Consider the following 18,168-nt stretch of genomic DNA (forward strand, 5'->3'; position numbering starts at 1 on the left):
CCGTGCGCGAAACATTTGTTCTCAGCAAGGCACGATTAAAACTCTACGCTCGGCTTCGCGACAAGAAAATCCGCGATACCGAGCGTCTCTTTTTAGCTGAAGGCGAGCGCGTTGTAAAACAACTTCTTAGCGCACTTCCTCACCCCGATATGCTTCTTGCCTTGCTCTTCAAAGGCGACTCTTCGGGGCCATCCAATTTGGCTTCTTTATATCCTGAAAAGCAGTTTTTTCTTCCCCTCAAAGCATTTGAAAAATTGCTGATGCTGAGGAACCACAAAGCGTGATGGCAATTTTTAAGCAACCGCACAGTACATTGAGCGATGTAATAGACGCGCAACATTCTGCTCACCCTTCCTTGCTACTTGCACTCGACGGCGTGCAAGATGCTGGCAATGTCGGCACCCTGCTGCGCACCGCCGCTTGGTTTAACGCCAGTGCTGTGATTAGCAACACTCACAGCGCTGATTTCTTCAATCCTAAAGTCGTACGAGCCAGTGCTGGTAGCCTTTTTTCATTGCCCCTTATTCGCAGTACCGATTTTCTCAATGACCTTCTTACGCTCAAACAAGCAGGTTTTACCTTCTACGCCACAGCGCTAAGCGGCACACCACTCTCTTCGGTTAAGTTTGCGTCTAAAAGTCTTGTTATTGTGGGCAGTGAAGCCTTTGGCATTTCTCAAAATGTCATGGCTCTTGCAGATGAGACGCTTTGCATTCGTGGCAATACCAAAGCCGTTGAATCGCTCAACGCTGCAGTTGCCGCTGGCATTGTTCTCCACACCGTTTCTTCTGCTTTGAAATTGGTTGAATAGCTTTGCACATTTTGACTTGCCTGCATTTGAGTTTGCCTTCCTTTTCTTCATCGACTATCGCACTAGCATTACTGATAGCCTTTGGCTTGCAACGCAAACAATTCAGCATAGCGACCGTTTTTGTGTAGCAGTTCTTGATGCGACCCAAGTTCCAACAGTTCGCCTTTTTCCATCACCAAAATTCTATCTGCCATACGCACGGTTGAAAAGCGATGTGAAATTAGCACTGCGGTTTTGCCTTGTGTTAGTTCGGCGAAGCGTTGAAAGACTTCATATTCGGCGCGTGCATCCAGTGCGGCAGTTGGTTCATCCAAGATGAGCACATCTGCTTGACGCATATAGGCGCGTGCCAGCGCAATTTTTTGCCACTCACCGCCTGAGAGTTCGACGCCGTCTGCAAAGCGCTTGCCAATCATTTGCGCATATTGCTTTGGTAAGTTTTCAATGACGGATTTTGCTAAACTGCGTTCTGCTGCATGTTCCACCCGAAGCATATCGTTACGCGCATCAATTTCACCTATCGCCACATTTGTTGCAGCAGTCATCTGATAGCGAATAAAATCCTGAAAGATTACACCGATGCGACGGCGCAGCGCTTCTGGATCGAACTCGCGTAGATCAATGCCATCGAGCAAAATGCGCCCTTCTGTGGGGTCGTAGAGACGCGCGAGCAATTTGGTGAGCGTGGTTTTGCCGGCACCGTTTTCGCCTACAAGCGCCAATTTTTCGCCTGCATGCAGCGTGAAGGACACATGCCGCACCGCCCACTGCTCCGAGCGTGGGTACTTAAACCCGACATTCTCAAATACAAACCCCTTTTGAATTGGTTTTGGAACAGGCTTTGGATGTTGTGGTGCTCTAATTGTGGGTTTGAGTTCAAAGAAATCGAATAGGTCTTTGAGGTAAAGTGCGCCTTCGACAAGGCTTGGGAAGCGCAGAAAAATGCCTTCCATCAGTGCGCGAGTATTAGCAAATGCCCCTGAAAAATAAGCAAGATCGCCGAGTGTAATCTTGCCAGTTGCCGCATCCATGGCAATTGGCAGATATGCACCGAAATAGGCTGCATTGCCAATTGTCGCAAAGAGACCTCCCCAAATGGCGCGCCGTGTAGCCAGCGATTTATTTTCGTGGTAAAACTTTTCGGAGAGTTCTTTGAATCTTGTAATGAGAAATTCTGACAGCCCAAACACTTTAACTTCTTTTGCGGTCTCATCACTTGCACCGATGTAACGCAGGTAATCTAACTCACGGCGCTCCGGTGTGCGCGCATACATCATTGAATAACTTTGCCCGTTGAAGTGCGATTCACCTAAAAACGCTGGCACAAGCGCCACTGCCAGCAACACAATCAGATATGGCTTAAATGCAATCAATCCTGCAGCTAAGACGATGATAGTTATAGCCTGCTGCGCTTGTCCTAAGGCTTCTGCCATTAAGGCGATTCGATTGCCTGTTTGCTGGCGTGCTCGTTCGAGTTTGTTGTAGAACTCCGCATCTTCAAATTTTTCAAGGTCAAGCGCTGCAGCATGTTGCATGATTTTGAGCGAGGTGTCGTTTGCAACTTTATCGCCCAGCAGACTATTAACCCAAGCATTTGCCCGCGCCAGTGCATCAGTCAATACTGCTACAACAAACTGCATTGCAATCCATAGCGCAAGCCTCTCAAAATTTTTTGCATCTGGCGCTTGAGTGAGATTTACAACTTCATCGGTTATCAGTTTTGCCGTATAGAGCCACGCTAGCGGCAAGGCGGCACGAACGATGCGAATCAGTACATCTGCAATCATCATCGTAGGACTCACTTGCCAGACCAAGCCAAGAAATCTGGGCAAGTATTTGAGTGCCGCAAAACTTTCTTTGAGCGATAGTGAGGTCTTTGCACTGTCAATTGGCTTTTGCGGCAGCACACCAAGTCGAACGAGTATTGATGAGAAAATCGACATTGTTTAGATAGCTCACATTAAAAAAGGCAACGTGCAGGGGCGCCGTTGCCTTTTCTTTCAAGTGTCATTTGCTAAGCGCACCTTGCTCCACTAATTACTTCCTACCGCACTTGGCGCTTTCTGTTTAATCAGCACGCTCGGCACAGATTTTTGTCTGACAAGTTCATTGAACATAGGCACATCTTTTTCGAGCAGTGTTTTCAGGGCTGAAAGTTCTTGATCGATTTGGCGCGTGAGTTCATTGCGCACGAGCAGCATTTGGTCGGTCGGTCGATTATCACCGCGTCCTGCCAGCGTTGCCAAGGCACTGAGTTTATTATTCAAGCGAATTGGAAAATTCAGCGGGTCTTGGCTGCTTCGGTTTTTAGTCTGATAGAGTGCCTCCTCAATTTTAGTCAGCTTGCTGACCAATTCTTTTGCCGCTGTGTGAATTTCTTTGTTTTCGTCTTGAGGTAAGCGCTTCACCAGTTGATTGAGCTGCTCACGCACATCGCGAATTTGCTTGATGGCTTGGTGCGTCTCGGAGAGTTTATCTCGAGTGCTAATCAAAAACTCGAACTGTTCTTCTAAATCTTTTTGCGATGCACTAACTCTTGGGTCTTTAATAATCTCAAAAGTCACTTTTTCTGTTTTACCACCGTAAGCTAGGCGCGCTTCGTATTTGCCTGGCACAGCTTTTGGTCCTTGTGTGCCGCCCGCCCAGAGCACTAATCCTTCAAACCGCTCTGCATCTGGATAGCGCATATTCCATGTAAATCGGTTTGACCCTGCTTTGGCATTGAGCCTTTCACTGTTCTCTTTTGCATTGGTTGAAAACGCACGAATCAGCTTGCCATTTGCTTCAAAGATTTCGAGCCTTGCAGGCTTAGTAGAGTCGGGCGTTTCTTTGAGAAAGAAAGTAAAGAGTACGCCGGCTTGTAAGTTTTCACCGACACCCTTGGGCTGCTTTTCAGGTCGTGAGCCCTCCATACGCACACTCGGACGTGGTGTGTAAAGATGCAGGTCTTTCTTTGCAATTTCTGCTGTAAGCTCTCGCAACGGTGAGATGTCGTCAATCAGCCACAGTGAGCGCCCTTGTGTGGCGACAATCAAATCGCTGTCCTTGATGGTCATGTCCGTAATCGGCACAATTGGCAAGTTGAGCTGAAAGGGTCGCCAGTTCTCGCCATCATCAAACGAGATATACACTCCGCTTTCTGTGCCTGCAAACAGCAATCCTTTACGCACAGGGTCGCAGCGCACCACACGCGTAAAATGCTCTTTGTCAATGCCTTTGACAATGCGCTTCCAAGTTTTGCCGTAATCCGTTGTTTTGTAGATGTATGGCGCAAAGTCGTCGAGCTTGTAGCGTGTTGCGGCAATGTAGGCACTACCTTTTTCATGTGGGTTGATTTCAATTGAGTTGATCATAGACCATTCAGGTAAGTCTTTTGGCGTTACATTTGTCCAAGTCTTGCCGCCATCGCGCGTGATGTGAATCAAGCCATCATCCGAGCCGCACCAGATAAGGCCTTTCTCCATGGGCGATTCTGCTGCAGCAAAAATTGTGCAGTAGTATTCCACACTGGTATTGTCTTTCGTGATTGGACCGCCTGATGGACCCAGTTTAGTTTTGTCGTTGCGTGTGAGGTCGGGACTAATTGCTTCCCATGATTGTCCTTCGTTCGTGGTTTTGAAGAGCACATTTGATGCCGCATAAAGCGTATTTTGGTCATGCGGTGAAAAGAAAATTGGAAAGTTCCATTGAAAACGGTACTTCATGCCTTCTGCACCATGTCCCATGGGGTTATCGGGATAGACATTGATAAGCCGACGTTCTTTGGTGCGATGATTGAAACGCTCGAGCAAGCCGCCGTAACTACCGCCATAGACGATGTCGGGGTCTTTTGGGTCTACGGCGATATGTCCAGATTCGCCACCAGCCGTGATTTCCCAATCGGCTTCTGTAATGGCATAACCTTCGGAGCGATGCCGGATGCGCAGCGTTGAATTGTCTTGCTGCGCTACATAAATGCGATAGGGAAACACGTTGTCCGTTGTAACACGGTAGAATTGTGCCGTTGGTTGATTGTGGTATGTGGTCCAGTTTTCGCCGCCGTCGACACTGACTTGTGCGCCGCCATCATCACCGATAATCATGCGGTTTGGGTCGTTTGGGTCAATCCAGAGATCGTGATGATCACCATGTGGTGTAGGAATTGTCGTGAAGGTTTTGCCACCATCTTTGGAGCGATGGAATTCGACATTGAGTACATAGACCATATCAGGATTTTTTGTATCAGCGTAGATGCGTGTGTAGTACCATGCACGCTGACGCAAGTTGCGGTCGCTATTGAGTTTGGCCCACTTTTTGCCACCGTCATCAGAGCGAAAGACACCACCATCTTCAGCTTCAACAATTGCCCAGACGCGTTCAGGATTTACAGGTGAGACCGTTACGCCGATAATGCCCAGCGTACCTTTTGGCAACCCTTCATTTCGTGAGATGTTTTCCCACGTGTCGCCGCCATCGGTTGATTTCCACAGCAGTGAGCCTTCTCCGCCACTCTCAAAGCTATATGGAGTGCGACGCACACGCCATGTGCTTGCATAGATAATGCGCGGGTTTGATGGGTCAAGTATCAGATCCACCGCTCCAGCGTCATTGCTTACAAACAAAATTTTCTCCCATGTTTTGCCACCATCTTTGGAGCGAAATACACCGCGCTCTGGATTCGGACCAAAGGCATGCCCGATTGCCGCTACATAGACCAGGTCAGGGTTTTTGGGGTGAATGCGAATACGCGAAATGTGGCGCGTTTCTCGGAGTCCCATGTATTTCCATGTTTTGCCCGCGTCAAGTGATTTCCAGACACCGTAGCCATGCGAGAGATTGCCACGCAGGGTTTTTTCGCCGCCGCCTACATAGACGACATTGGGGTCTGATTCGCTTACGGCTACTGCACCAATTGAGCCGCCAAAAAATCCGTCAGAGACATTTGTCCAACTTGCGCCTGCGTCCGTGCTTTTCCAGACACCGCCACCTGTGCCGCCGAAATAAAACACATTGGGTTGCCCTACCACACCTGTTACGGCACACGAGCGTCCGCCACGATAGGGTCCAATTGAACGCCACTTTAGTGCATCATAGAGTTTTTCATCTATCGCAACTTGTGCTTGAGCAAATGCCGACGATACAAGCAGCCAAGCTAAGAAAATTGGCATGCAAAATGAGCGCTTATGCATTGACTTTACTCCTTTGTTTTAGTTTGAGTGCTGATAAGCCAGAGAGTTGCACCTCTCTTCCATTAAGTTTTGCACGTTACACATTTGATGAGCCAAGTTCCAAACTTTAGGTTGCAGCATCGCGCTAGCTTTACTTCAGGCACCAACTTCACAATCTCCTTTGAGTTATCAGGACGTTTTTCTAATGCTGCAGAATGTGTTAGTTTTCGTTTTTGATTTGCGTTACTAAAAGAAATTCTCTTACACTGCTAACTTGAATTTCTATGTGCACTTCTGCAAACTCCACAACTTCTCACATCTTGCTTCTACATCTGCTCTTCTTTGTCCTGCTCTTTGGGTGTGCATCGCCACAAAGCAGCATCAAAAGCATTGACACGCTGAACGATGAACAAGCCATGTTTGAAGCCTTTGGCAAATTTGCCCAAGAGCATCCTGATTTGCCTGAGAGTGTCTATGCCCTTTATCGGCGTGGCGAGATTTTCCAAAAGCGCGGTCGATTCGAAGATGCCAAACAGGAATATGCACGTGCTCTTGAACGCAACGCTGCACTTTCTCAAAAAAATGAGCGATACGCCCTGCTTGCACTCTATCGCCAGTGCGATTTGCTGTATGCCGATTACAAGCGCCTTCAACCTGCCTTTGTTATTCCACCCAGTGCATTTGAGCCCAAACAGTCTGCAGAACGTATCACATACGCGCCAGTAACAACAGAAAAACTTTCACTCAAAAAAACACTGGGTAAAAATTTGGTCGATCTGCTCAATGGCTTTCGCACGCAAGGCACAAGTGTTGGCGCGACAGTCACGGATTATATCAATGTCGCTGATGCCGTGTGCTACCTCTCCGAAGAACTTGGTGATGGCTTCATGCGTCTTGGCGATAGTCTCAGAACGCTGCACAATGCACAAGGGCGAGCCCTGAATCCCAACAAAATGATTTTAGCGGCTTATCAAGCCAATGTTGATGCTGCTGCCCAATACGACATTGCTGCCAAAGATTACAAGACGCTACGCGAAGAACTGCTCAATGCACGTACCGATAGCGCCACATCACCTGCAGTCCTATCAACCATTGAACCTTTGATTGAAAAGTTTGCGACCAAAATTGTGGAGATGCGCTACAAGTCTGGCTACGCACATGAGCAAAACGCCCTGCTCACGCTTGGCGCTGAACCAGATGAAGCGCAGAAAAATGCCACACTCAAATTGCCAATTGAACAAATTGATTTACCAATTGGGGAAATGGCTAGTCTGCTCTACCTTTCTCAAATTGTCGAGCGTTTTCGTGCGCCCCTCTCTTGAGCAAGCAGTGAAGTTCTACAAACTTGGCTTGCAGGAATCTGCCGAGATGAACGTGGCAACGACAAACTATGCTGCCATGTCGGAGCAAGCGATTTTGGAACTCGCTCAGAAAGCGGCACAACGCAGCGATTCACTGTCTTATCTTGCCTTGCGTTATTTTGATGATGCACACGCTGCTTATTTGCAAAAACTTTCCTTGCTTGGTCTTCAGACGCCGAAAGATACGCTCGAGCTTTTTGTGCAAGCCAAACGCATGGAACGTTTGCTCAAAACGCATCACGATCTTGTGCTGAATGCACTTGCAGAATATGACAAAGCATTTAAGGTGCTCAAAGAAATTGGTATTTCCCAGGCAGCCATATCACCTGTGCGCGAGCGTGCTCACATGTTCTCCGACACTGTGCTCCATGCTGTCAAGACGCGGCAAGCCACACTTACACAATTTTTAGCTGATGTGCAGAAAACCACAAAGAAAGACCGACGCAAGATTTGGTATCTTTCTGCGCTTGCACATTACGAACCGCTTGTAGCCATGCTGCGTACCAACTTCAGCAATTTTCAAGAATCGCGCTCTCGACTTGCGGTAATGAAGTAACGCTTGCACGGTTAAGTCAGTAAAAACACATTTTTGCTGCAAACAGCGCCACAAATTACCCGTGTCCTACGGACGATTTAGCCGTTTTTAGGCACAACTTACATCAAAACAATAACTTAGATTTTTCACTTAAAATCTCTCAATTGCGCATTCTGCAGCATTTTTTGGAACAGCGTTTAGCTATCTTTGTGAGCAATTGAAAAAGGAGAGAAAAGGAGTTAAGTAGTATGGAGTACCAATTTCCCGCAGTGGATCCCATTCCATTGCCTGCCCCCGTCTGGTTATTCAAACTTTTGCATATCGTAACGCTGGGCTTGCATTTCGTAGCAATGGAAATGCTGGTCGGCGGGCTGCTCGTGATGGCAGCGATGAACATTCTTGCAATGCGCCAGCCGCAACACTTGCTTGCTATCAGCCGCGCACAAACTGGTCAAATGCTGGCTAACCGCATGCCGATTGTAATGACTTATGTCATCAACTTGGGCGTGCCGCCGTTGCTCTTTACGCAGGTGCTCTACGGTCGAGCCATTTACACCAGCAGCGTGCTCATTGGTGCGTTTTGGCTTGCGGTAATTTTTCTTTTAGCCAGTTGCTACTGGCTGCTCTACCGTGCCTCTCAGCGCGCTAGCGACAATAAACCGTATTGGCATATCGCACTCGGTGCATGGGTGCTTGCGGTCGTCATTGCGCGCATATACTCGACCAACATGACGCTGATGCTGCGCCCTGAGGTCTGGAATGCACTTTACCATAACTCGCCAATTGGCTTGCAACTGCCACTTGATGATCCAACGACGACACCGCGCTGGCTTTTCATTCTTGCCGGTGGCTTTGCAACCGCTGGGATTTGGCTGCTCTGGCTTGCACCGTCCAACAAGCTCTTTCTCGATGTACAAACTTATATGAGTGGGCTTGGTGGCAGACTTGCAAGCCTTGCGCTGCTGGTTCAAGGGGCGTGTGCCTATTGGGTTGTCAGCGCTCAACCACCAGCGGTTCAAGACGCGCTTGGCAATACCTTGCTTACCAACGTCTCTGGCTACATCTGGATTGCACTGGCGGCAGTCTTACTGGGTCTTGCGCTTTTTAGCGCAATTCGCTCGAAGCCATCGAAACTTATCGGCTGGACAGGATTTGCTGCAGCCATTGTCGCCATGCTTGCCATGACTGCCTTTCGTGATGGACTGCGCGACATTACACTGCTCACCAAAGGCTTTGATGTCTGGGATAGAGTCGTGGTTACAAATTGGTCTGTCGTCATCATTTTTCTACTGCTTTTTGTTGCAGGTTTAGGCATTATTGGCTGGCTTCTGACGGTTGTCTTAAAAGCCAAGCCAGTGATTTTAGGCATTGACAACACGATTTTTGAATCTCAACCTAGAGTGGAGGAACACGCCCATGAGTAACGCCGCCGAACAACCGCTCTCTCATGCATCTAATTCAGTCGGTGCAGAGAGCGCAAAAGAAGAATCTATAAGCCGCCGTGCCTTTACGACTGCGCTCTTTACAGGTATTGGACTGTGCTATGCTGGCGCAATTGGTTATCCAATTTATCGCTACCTTGCTTCACCTATCCAAAAGTCTATGGAAGCTGCAAAGGTTTCCGAAGTGCGCTTGCCTGATGCTGAGAAACTCGAGCCCGGTGCCGCCCTGCTCTTTAAGTTTGGCACAAAGCCCGGCATTTTGATTCACCACAAAGACAACACTTGGAGCGCCATGGAAGCCGTTTGCACCCACATGGCTTGCACGGTGCAGTATCAACCTGACTTGAACAGACTGTTTTGTGCATGTCATGGTGGTGTCTATGATGTTAAGACAGGCAGTGCGCTCAGCGGTCCACCGCCAAAGCCCTTGAAGACCTTCAAGGTCGAAGTAGGTGAGGGTGGCGTTACAGTCTCCAAAGTTTAACCCTGAAAGGAGTTTCCAACAATGATGAAAGCGCTTTATCGCTGGGTCGATGAGCGGCTAAGTCTGAGCGAGATTATCAAGTTTGCTTCAAAAAAGACCGTGCCTGCACATCGCCACTCGTTTTGGTATTTCTGGGGCGGTATTTCTCTCTTCTTTTTTATCGTGCAATGCCTGACTGGCGTCCTGCTCTTGGTCTATTACCGCCCGGGTCCCGAAGCCTATGAATCGGTACGACAAATCACCAATGAGATTGAGTTTGGTTGGCTGATTCGCTCTGCTCACTCATGGTCAGCAAACTTGATGGTGGTTGCGGTCTTCGTGCACATGTTCTCCGTTTATTTTATGAAAGCCTATCGCGCGCCGCGTGAATTTGGCTGGTGGAGCGGCATGCTACTTCTGATTCTGACCCTACTTTTTGGCTTCAGCGGCTACCTGCTGCCGATGGACGAGCTGGCTTACTTTGCCACAAAAGTCGGGCTCTCCATTCCAGAAGCCCTGCCCGTGATTGGTCAGCCCATGACCAACCTTTTCCGTGGCGGATTGGAAGTGAGCGAAATTACGGTGCAGCGGTTCTTTGCCTTGCATGTTGTTGTCATGCCCGCCATCTTTTTGCCAATCTTGATTTTTCATCTCTGGCTCGTACAAAAGCATGGCAACGCAACCCTACCGAGTGAAGAAGCCAAACCAGCTTCGGAACGCAAGTCGATTCCTTTTTTTCCGAACTTTTTGATGCAAGATTTAGCCATGTGGCTCATTGCACTCAATGTGCTTGCCCTTTGTGCGTCTATCTACCCGTGGGGCATCGGCGAAGAAGCCGACCCTCTAAAGCCTGCCCCTGAGGGCATCCATCCTGAATGGTATTTTATGAGTGCCTTCCAGACGCTGAAAATTCTGGGTAAGATGTTTTCAGGCGAACTTGCCGCTTTCGGTGAAGGCTTAGGCATCACGCTGTTCACCTTGGGCTTGCTGCTTTGGACCCTGATTCCACTTTATGACAACAAGCATGTCAATGGTCGCCGTGCGCGTAATGCGACTTACTTTGGATTGCTTGCGCTCGGAATCATTATCGTTACGACCATCTGGGGCTATATGTCTATCTGAAACCTATTGCTTATTCAACTGAATCACAAAGAGAAAGGAAGTAACAACTATGAACTACCCATTTTGGGATGTACCTGTCATCGGTAGCGGATGGGTAATTGGGCTCATCTCTATTTTTCACGTGCTGATCTCCCAATTTGCAGTTGGCGGTGGGCTCTACCTCGTACTTGCTGAACGCAAAGCCCTGCGCGAAAACCGATTGGATTGGCTTGCACGCCTGAAAAATCATTCGCGCTTTTTTCTCATCATGACTAATGTCTTTGGCGCCACTTCTGGCGTAGGCATCTGGTTTGCCATTGGACTTGCACACCCTGAATCGACCAGCACACTCATTCATAACTTTGTCTTTGGGTGGGCAATGGAATGGGTGTTCTTTATCGTCGAACTCTCCTCTGCTGCCGTCTACTACTACTCTTGGAATAAAATCTCACATGAAGCTCACCAGCGCGTGGGATGGCTCTATGCGTTCTCGTCGTTCTGCACGCTCGTGATTATCAATGGTATTCTGAGCTTTATGCTTACGCCCGGTGAAGCCTGGCTTGCAGTTGCTGGCACCGGACAAGAAGCCTCGCAATTTTGGTCAGCGTTCTTCAATCCGACTTACTTCCCAAGCCTGTTCTTGCGCATCTTGGTGTGCATTTCACTTGCTGGAATCTGGTCGTTGGTCTCATATAGCCGTTTGGATCATGATGTGAAAGCTAAAGGCGAACTCATTACTTGGAGTTCAAAATGGCTTATTCCCTCATTCGTCGCTACGCCATTTGCTTTCCTCTGGTATCTTGCAAGCGTCCCTGAAGTCAATCGTTCTCTGCTTGAACTTGGTATCTCTACGATTGGCTCAGGCGCTTTCACGCAAGTTACACGCATTGCGCTCGTGATGGTTATGACTTCGGCTACGATTGTCGGTGTGGTCTATTTCTTTGTGCGCAAAGCTCCACAAGATTTTGCGTTCGGACATGGTTTAGCGGTGCTCTTTCTTGCAGCAGTCATCACAGCCTCTGGCGAATACGCCCGCGAAATGCTGCGCAAGCCTTATGTCATTGCACAACATATGTATTCCAATGGCATTCGTAAGTCAGAAGTAGCTCAAATGAGTCAGAAAGGCTATTTGCAAAAATCCATGTGGGTACGCCCTGTTGCCGACAACAGCAATGAGCCCGAACTCATCCTCTCCAAAGGTGAAGCCATGTACCGTGGTCAATGCTTGAACTGCCATACAAGCACAGGATATCGCTCCCTGACCAAATTCCTCTCTGGACGCGACCATCAGTCTATTACCAATCTCTTACAAACGCTGCATGAATACAAGGACGACTCTCCTTACAAAAAGTATATGCCGCAATTGGTAGGCACACCTGATGAAATTGCTGCCTTGAGCGACTACTTGGACTACAAGGTCAATAAAGAGAAAAGTCGCATTGCGGCACTGATGCGCACACATGAAAATCAAAAAGTAGCGCAAGTCGAGTAGTTCCCCCCTTTCTGCATTGTTGCTCTGCAAAAGCAAGCGTTTTGAGCGCTTGCTTTTTTTTTCGAGCATTTTTGTGTGTCTTTATGCAACAAAATTCCATAACTCCTTTTCTAAATAGCACTTAGCAACTTCCTTTTTTTAGAGTTAATCAAAATTTTCTAACAAGTTTTTTTTGTTTTTTTTCACAGAAAAACCTAACGTTGTCTACTCATTAGCGTAACTAATGAAAGCCGATGAGCTCTGTTTTTTCCGTCAACGGCTAAAGAAAAAGGGGGATAAATATGAAAAAGGTGCTTTGCTTCTCGCTCTTGCCCTCTGGTTCTTGCCCCTTGCAATTGCACTTGCTCAACCGAATGCCAAGTGGAGTTATGTGGCTGAATCAGGTGTGGTGAAATACTTTGCTACATCATCTGATGCGCGCCTAAACCGCGCTACGGAGACGATAGACCTCTGGGTACTTATGGAGTATCAAAATGCTTTACCCAGTGGCCTGGTTCGTCAAGAAAATTTGATGCGCTTTGATATACGACATGCACGTTTTGCCTTTAAGGAAATCATTGGCTACGCCGACGATGGCTCTTTGCTCTTTCATGTTGTACGTCCTGATGAAAAACTTATGTGGAAAAAAGTAACGGTGCAAAGTGCTGGTCAAGCCCTTTTTGAATTTGCGTCAGATATTTATACCTCGATGATACGTCTTGTCGGTAGCCTTAAATAACTTGTTTGCCTGCATGTGCATAATAGGCGGCTTAAGTGCCGCCTTTTTGATTTTCATCAAAAAAAGTCAAAAAAGATTGATTAGGTTGAAATGCACTTTTCCACGCAGAATTGTGTCTCCTTCGCCCAGTGCGTAACTAATGCCGAGCAATCCGAGTGGGGTTTCTAAGCGTGCGCCGATGCCCAGCCCCTGTCGCCAGCCTTCGCGCGCCGCGTCCCGCACATTGAGCGGATTTTGCGGCTTAAAAAAATACCCAAAGTCATAGAAGAGAAAAGCAAAGGCTTTACGTGAGAGTTGCAAGCGATATTCGACATTTGCAAAGAAGTAGCGCGAAGCTAAAAATTCTTGTTCACGATAGCCACGCAAAGTCTGCGCGCCGCCGAATCGGAACAGATCGCTGAACTGCACTTCTTCGGCTAAGAGTGCCTGACCGACGACACGCAGCGCCAGCACTTGTCGCAAGAAAGTTTGCTGATACCACTCGGCTTCCAATGATAGGCGTTGCTGCACCACACTACGCTGCACGGTTAAGGCTTCCAAGAGAGAATCTGGTGCATCGAGTGTTTTTGTGCCAATGCGGTATTCATTTCGAAAGAGTACGCCTGAGGTTGGATTGAGCGGATAGTCGCGCGAGTCGTAGGCAATCCCAAGCCCGGTGAGCGTAATGCCACTCTGCAAAATTGGGTCATCGCGCTTTGTGCCTTGAAAGATAGGATTGATTCGCTCCACTTGCGCGAGCGCTGACACCGAAAAGTTTTCACTGAGTTGATAGCTCAAACTTCCTGAAAGCAGCAGTTGTGAAAATGACGAATCTTGTTGCAATTGCATGGCTTCTAGTGAAGCGTTCAGTGCCATGCCCAAAATCCAAGGCTCTTGGTAGCTTACACGAAGTTCTTGAGTGAAATTGTTCGGTCGTTGCCAGCGTACCCCGAGCCGTCGCCCTGAACCGAACAAATTGCGTAAGCCAATGTTGACCAATCCTGTCAGAAATCCTGTCTCTTCGGGCGGAATAGGAGGCTGATAGCCGATGATACCGTCAAATGTATTGACATTGCCTTCTACAAGATCAAACTTGATGACGGCTTGTAGCGTATCGCTTTGCATGGATTTTTGCAAAATCAGCAGTTCGGGGTCGCTTACGCGCTCAAAGAAACCCAGCCGTTCTAAACGCGGTTTGAGTTGCATAAACTTTTCCTCGCTGTATAGTTCTCCGACTTTGAGCGGCAGTTCGCGTGTAAGGGTTTCAGGCTGTGTGTTTAGGCTATCGGAAAACTTGTAGCCTGCAATTTGTACGACTGGACCTTCTTCAATAGCAAGGCTAAGTTTCAAGCCCGTTGTTATGCCGTCGTCAGTGCGTGTCTCAATGCGCTCCACTCTTACCACCGAGATTTTGGCGAACGGTCGCCCCAGCCTTTCATAGCGCGAGAGCACAGCCTCAAAATCTTTCTCGAGCGTTTCATTGTCCAGCACATCTCCTTCATGCGTTGTCATGAGCAGCCGAAGATCATTTTCAGAAAGTGCTCGATTGCCGCTAAACTGAATTTCCGTGATCTTGGTCAGCGGTCCTTCACTGAGGAAAATTTCTGCGTGAATTTGCTTTTCTTCAGGCAAAAGTGTCCAGCGCACACTATCGATTTTGAAATCGTAATAGCCTAAGCGCGCATAGACCGACTTTAGTCGCTCAATTTGCGCTTGAAACGAGAGTGAATCCACCGGTGCAGGTGTTGGGAAAATTGCCGCAAGTCTCGTGCTCGAGATGTCTTTTGCGCCATAGATACGCACGCTTTTGAGCATCAGCGGAGCGCTTACCTCTTGTGCCACGATTTGCTCTTCTGGGCAGAATATCACCACAGCACACAATACACTTACTGCAAAAGTCCTTAACATCAAAGATTTTACTTGCCATGCAGCTGGCAACTTGCCTTGCGCCTGTTTTTTCATGTTGAAAAGCGCAAGGAATTTTGTAGATTTGTACTCATCCTGTAACAAGTTCGTTTGCCAACTTTTCATCTCACGATGAAGTTAAAACTGAGAGAGCCAGCGCGCTCTGCTCACATAAACCATACAACCCGAACGTGTTTCTAAACCTATCTATCACCAATGAGGCGCAATGAATTTTTCTCTCGTATTCTGTCTCTTTCTGCTGTAGTCATCTCTTTTTCGGTATTTTATCTTGAGCTCTATGCACAAACATTCAAGCCATATAGTGCAGATGCGATAGCTTCTTTCAACAAACTTGAACGCGTCGGCGACCCGCTCTTTGCACGCGATGGCGTTGCCGCCATGTATGCAGAAGGCGATGTGCTGTATGTCGCTTACAATTCCGCTGGACTCTACACTTACGATATCAAAAACCGCCTTGAGCCCACACAACTCGGCTTTTCAAAAGATATTTCGCTGCCGACAAACGGCATTATCAAAAAAAGCAATTACCTTTATTTGAGCGATAATACCAACGGCATTGACGTCTTCAATGTCGCTGACCCTTCGCAAATTAAGTTTGTTGGCAGTTTTCAGACGTCCTCTAAAGAAGCCTACGACCTGTGCGCTGATGACAATAAAGACTATCTTTTCGTTGCAACCGGCAAAGGTGGTGTCGAAGTCTGGAGTCTGAAAGATCCTGCTCGTCCCAGTCGAGTCTTAGAAACCTCTAGCCTGACAACTTGGAACTACGCTTGGGGCATTTCATATCATCAAAACAAACTTTTCGTTAGCGATCGTGAAGGTGGCTTGCGCATTCTTGACGCATCTCAGCCAAGCAGCTTGACTTTGCTTTCAAACTACCCTAGTGCCAAATCCCTGCGTTATGCTATTGCCAAAGATACGCTTGTTTTTCTTGCTAATGCAGTCGGCGGTTTTGAAGTCCTCTCTATCGCAAATCTCAATTTGCCAAAGCGTGTCTTTTCCTACAACTTCCGCACCTATGTTGGCGGTCTAGCTCACTACCAACTGAACCCAAACTATTTCTTTGTTGGCACAGGACGCAGCGGCATTACCGTCTATGACCTCAAAAAAATGTTCTCTCCCGAAGATGAACCTGTAGAAGAAGTCGATAGAGGTGTTGGAGAAATAGGCAGAGTGCTCTCTTATGATCATGCACTCTACGCCGCCACCGACAAAAATGGATTGCTTGTCTATAACTTTAATCTTACACCACTGCTTTCAAACGTCAAGGATCTTGTGGTCGATGAGGATCAAGTGCTGACTTATACCTTTGAAGGCAAAGATCCAGACGGGAGCCCCACCCAAATTTCCTTGCGTCCACAGTCAGGCAAACTGCCTGATGGATTCACCTATGATGTTCCAAGCAGAACACTCAACTGGAAACCTACTTTTGATCAATCTGGCATCTATGATTTCAAAGTGCGCATTACAGAACTTACGCCAGATTCACTTTCAAGTGAATTACCACTGCGTATCACGGTTAATCACGTCAATCGTGCACCTAGCCTGCCCGATTTGCAAGCACAATTGACTGTAGAAAACAAAGAACTCAAATATCAACTTCCTGAAGGCAAAGATCCCGATAAAGAAGATGAAGGCAAGCTGACTTATGTTGCAGAGAACTTGCCTGAAGGCGCCAGTTTTGATGCTGCCACACGCATCTTTACTTGGAAACCTACCTATGCACAGGCCGGCGACTATGTGGTGAAGTTTACCGTCAGAGATGCTAATACCGACGGACGCGGTACAAAGACTGACTCCAAAGAACTCAAAATTCGAGTCGATAACGAAAATCTTGCGCCGAAATTTACCCGAATGGATGTGCAAGTTTTCACGGAAGATACTGAGGGCAGTTTCACTATTGAAGCCATTGATCCCGACAAAGAAGACGACGGCAAACTCACTTACACAGCAACTTCTTTACCCAAAGGCGCCACCTTTGATGCCCCAACACGTACCTTCAAGTGGAAGCCTGATTTCACACAGGCTGGTCAGTATATCGCAAAATTCAAAGTCGAGGATCAAGGTCTAGATGCAAAGTTTGTACCGAGCAACAAGCGCCTTTCGGATACAATGAATGTCGCAATTGTGGTCAAGCAAAAGAACCGACCACCTGTTATGGCAGCTATTCCAGAAAAGCAAGTGCGTGAAAATGCATCGCTGACGTTCACCGTAAGTGCCAGCGATCCTGACAAAGAAGATGAAGGCAAACTCACTTTCTCTGCAGACAGTCTGCCACGTGGGGCGACCTTCGATCCCAAAACTCGCACCTTCTCATGGAAACCTGATAACACACAGTCAGGTACCTACCGCGTTATTTTCCGTGCCACCGATACCGGCATTGACGGCACACCGCTTTCGGCTGAAACCGTTGCAACTATTGTCGTTGAAAATACTAACCGTCCCCCCAAGTTTGACGCAATTGCCGATGTCAAAGGCAACGAAAATCAGGAATTGAAATTCGACATCACCGCTCAAGATCCCGATGTCGAAGACGAAGGGAAACTCAAAATCACTGCTGAAAACTTGCCACAAGGCGCAAAGTTCGACGGCAAAACTTTTACTTGGACGCCCACCTTTGAGCAGTCAGGATCGTACAAAATTTCTTATACCGTTACCGATACAGAAGGCTTAACCGACAAGAAAACGCAGACAATTACGATTGCAAACGTCAACCGTGCGCCGAAGTTTGCTACTGCCTCTCCCATCAAAGCAATCGAAAAGCAAGATATTTCGTTTAGCATCTCTGCCAGCGACAATGACAAAGAAGATCAGGCAAACTTGTCTATTCTGCTGAAAACTTGCCACAAGGCGCAAAGTTTGATCGCAATACACAAACCTTCACTTGGCAACCTAATTATGGTCAGCGAGGTACATACAGCATTCTTTTCCGTGTGAAAGATTCCTTTGGCGCTGAAGATACCATGAGCGTCGGTATCGTGATCGAGCGCCTCAATCGTAAGCCCGTTTTGCAACAGCCTAAAGATGTGGTCGCTAAAATCGGTCAGCCCTTTGAGATACAACTTTCTGCTATAGACGAAGATAAAGAAGATCAACTTACCTTCAGTGCCACCGGCTTGCCTGCTGGCATTACACTCTCTGCTGATGGCAAACTTGCTTTCACACCAGAAGATGCACAAAGTGGCTCTTACAC

General features: G+C 47.7%; 14 protein-coding genes. 11 read left to right on the forward strand and 3 right to left on the reverse strand.

Annotation, left to right across the window (positions count from 1 at the left end):
• The first annotated feature begins 2 nt into the window (after positions 1 to 2).
• Positions 3 to 284, forward strand: a complete 282-nt coding sequence (locus CMR00_07920) for a hypothetical protein (protein ID PIO47910.1) — start codon at positions 3 to 5, stop codon at positions 282 to 284.
• A complete protein-coding gene (locus tag CMR00_07925; GenBank protein ID PIO47911.1) occupies positions 284 to 811 on the forward strand; it encodes a hypothetical protein in 528 nt (175 codons plus the stop codon). Before CMR00_07920 ends, CMR00_07925 begins: the two co-directional genes overlap by 1 nt.
• A 68-nt stretch (positions 812 to 879) precedes the next feature.
• Here the strand turns inward: CMR00_07925 and CMR00_07930 are convergent, their stop codons facing one another.
• The gene (locus tag CMR00_07930) at positions 880 to 2,754 is read right to left on the reverse strand and encodes an ABC transporter ATP-binding protein (protein ID PIO47912.1); all 1,875 of its coding nucleotides are present in this window, start codon (positions 2,752 to 2,754) and stop codon (positions 880 to 882) included.
• 90 nt (positions 2,755 to 2,844) lie between these two features.
• Entirely contained in the window at positions 2,845 to 5,979 is a 3,135-nt protein-coding gene (locus CMR00_07935) for a glycosyl hydrolase (GenBank protein ID PIO47913.1), read from the reverse strand.
• Positions 5,980 to 6,278: 299 nt separating this feature from the next.
• Here CMR00_07935 and CMR00_07940 point away from each other — a divergent pair, with 299 nt between their 5' ends.
• The 7 genes from CMR00_07940 to CMR00_07970 all read left to right on the forward strand — a co-directional run bounded on the left by CMR00_07940 (position 6,279) and on the right by CMR00_07970 (position 13,070).
• Complete coding sequence (locus CMR00_07940) at positions 6,279 to 7,280, forward strand: hypothetical protein (GenBank protein ID PIO47914.1); 1,002 nt, start codon at positions 6,279 to 6,281, stop codon at positions 7,278 to 7,280.
• The gene (locus CMR00_07945) at positions 7,264 to 7,875 is read left to right on the forward strand and encodes a hypothetical protein (GenBank protein ID PIO47915.1); all 612 of its coding nucleotides are present in this window, start codon (positions 7,264 to 7,266) and stop codon (positions 7,873 to 7,875) included. Before CMR00_07940 ends, CMR00_07945 begins: the two co-directional genes overlap by 17 nt.
• 227 nt (positions 7,876 to 8,102) lie before the next feature.
• Positions 8,103 to 9,278, forward strand: a complete 1,176-nt coding sequence (locus CMR00_07950; protein ID PIO47916.1) for a hypothetical protein — start codon at positions 8,103 to 8,105, stop codon at positions 9,276 to 9,278.
• Positions 9,271 to 9,780: a hypothetical protein gene (locus CMR00_07955; protein PIO47917.1), complete on the forward strand. Its 510-nt coding sequence runs from the start codon at positions 9,271 to 9,273 to the stop codon at positions 9,778 to 9,780. The genes CMR00_07950 and CMR00_07955 overlap by 8 nt, the downstream gene beginning before the upstream one ends.
• Positions 9,781 to 9,801: 21 nt before the next feature.
• Positions 9,802 to 10,881, forward strand: coding sequence for a cytochrome bc complex cytochrome b subunit (locus tag CMR00_07960; protein ID PIO47918.1), 1,080 nt, complete (start codon positions 9,802 to 9,804; stop codon positions 10,879 to 10,881).
• Positions 10,882 to 10,930: 49 nt separating this feature from the next.
• Positions 10,931 to 12,352 carry a hypothetical protein gene (locus CMR00_07965; protein PIO47919.1) on the forward strand — a complete coding sequence of 474 codons (1,422 nt, stop codon included), beginning with the start codon at positions 10,931 to 10,933 and terminating at the stop codon, positions 12,350 to 12,352.
• Positions 12,353 to 12,575: 223 nt separating this feature from the next.
• Positions 12,576 to 13,070: a hypothetical protein gene (locus CMR00_07970; protein ID PIO47920.1), complete on the forward strand. Its 495-nt coding sequence runs from the start codon at positions 12,576 to 12,578 to the stop codon at positions 13,068 to 13,070.
• 66 nt (positions 13,071 to 13,136) lie between these two features.
• Here the strand turns inward: CMR00_07970 and CMR00_07975 are convergent, their stop codons facing one another.
• Entirely contained in the window at positions 13,137 to 15,080 is a 1,944-nt protein-coding gene (locus tag CMR00_07975; GenBank protein PIO47921.1) for a hypothetical protein, read from the reverse strand.
• Positions 15,081 to 15,170: 90 nt separating this feature from the next.
• On the opposite strand from CMR00_07975, the gene CMR00_07980 reads away from it, so the two are divergent.
• Positions 15,171 to 17,912, forward strand: coding sequence for a hypothetical protein (locus tag CMR00_07980; protein PIO47922.1), 2,742 nt, complete (start codon positions 15,171 to 15,173; stop codon positions 17,910 to 17,912).
• A partial coding sequence (locus CMR00_07985; protein ID PIO47923.1) for a hypothetical protein occupies positions 17,909 to 18,168 on the forward strand: 260 nt, incomplete at its 3' end. The genes CMR00_07980 and CMR00_07985, both read left to right, overlap by 4 nt.

Source organism: [Chlorobium] sp. 445 (genome assembly GCA_002763895.1).
In the GTDB taxonomy this organism is placed as follows: Bacteria; Bacteroidota; Chlorobiia; order Chlorobiales; family Thermochlorobacteraceae; genus Thermochlorobacter.

Coding starts and splice junctions, on each gene's coding strand:
- CMR00_07965 (PIO47919.1), top strand. CDS start 10,931: ATGAACTACCCATTTTGGGATGTACCTGTCATCGGTAGCGGATGGGTA.
- CMR00_07975 (PIO47921.1), bottom strand. CDS start 15,080: ATGAAAAGTTGGCAAACGAACTTGTTACAGGATGAGTACAAATCTACA.
- CMR00_07955 (PIO47917.1), top strand. CDS start 9,271: ATGAGTAACGCCGCCGAACAACCGCTCTCTCATGCATCTAATTCAGTC.
- CMR00_07960 (PIO47918.1), top strand. CDS start 9,802: ATGATGAAAGCGCTTTATCGCTGGGTCGATGAGCGGCTAAGTCTGAGC.
- CMR00_07935 (PIO47913.1), bottom strand. CDS start 5,979: ATGCATAAGCGCTCATTTTGCATGCCAATTTTCTTAGCTTGGCTGCTT.
- CMR00_07980 (PIO47922.1), top strand. CDS start 15,171: ATGAGGCGCAATGAATTTTTCTCTCGTATTCTGTCTCTTTCTGCTGTA.
- CMR00_07970 (PIO47920.1), top strand. CDS start 12,576: ATGAAAGCCGATGAGCTCTGTTTTTTCCGTCAACGGCTAAAGAAAAAG.
- CMR00_07925 (PIO47911.1), top strand. CDS start 284: ATGGCAATTTTTAAGCAACCGCACAGTACATTGAGCGATGTAATAGAC.
- CMR00_07930 (PIO47912.1), bottom strand. CDS start 2,754: ATGTCGATTTTCTCATCAATACTCGTTCGACTTGGTGTGCTGCCGCAA.
- CMR00_07950 (PIO47916.1), top strand. CDS start 8,103: ATGGAGTACCAATTTCCCGCAGTGGATCCCATTCCATTGCCTGCCCCC.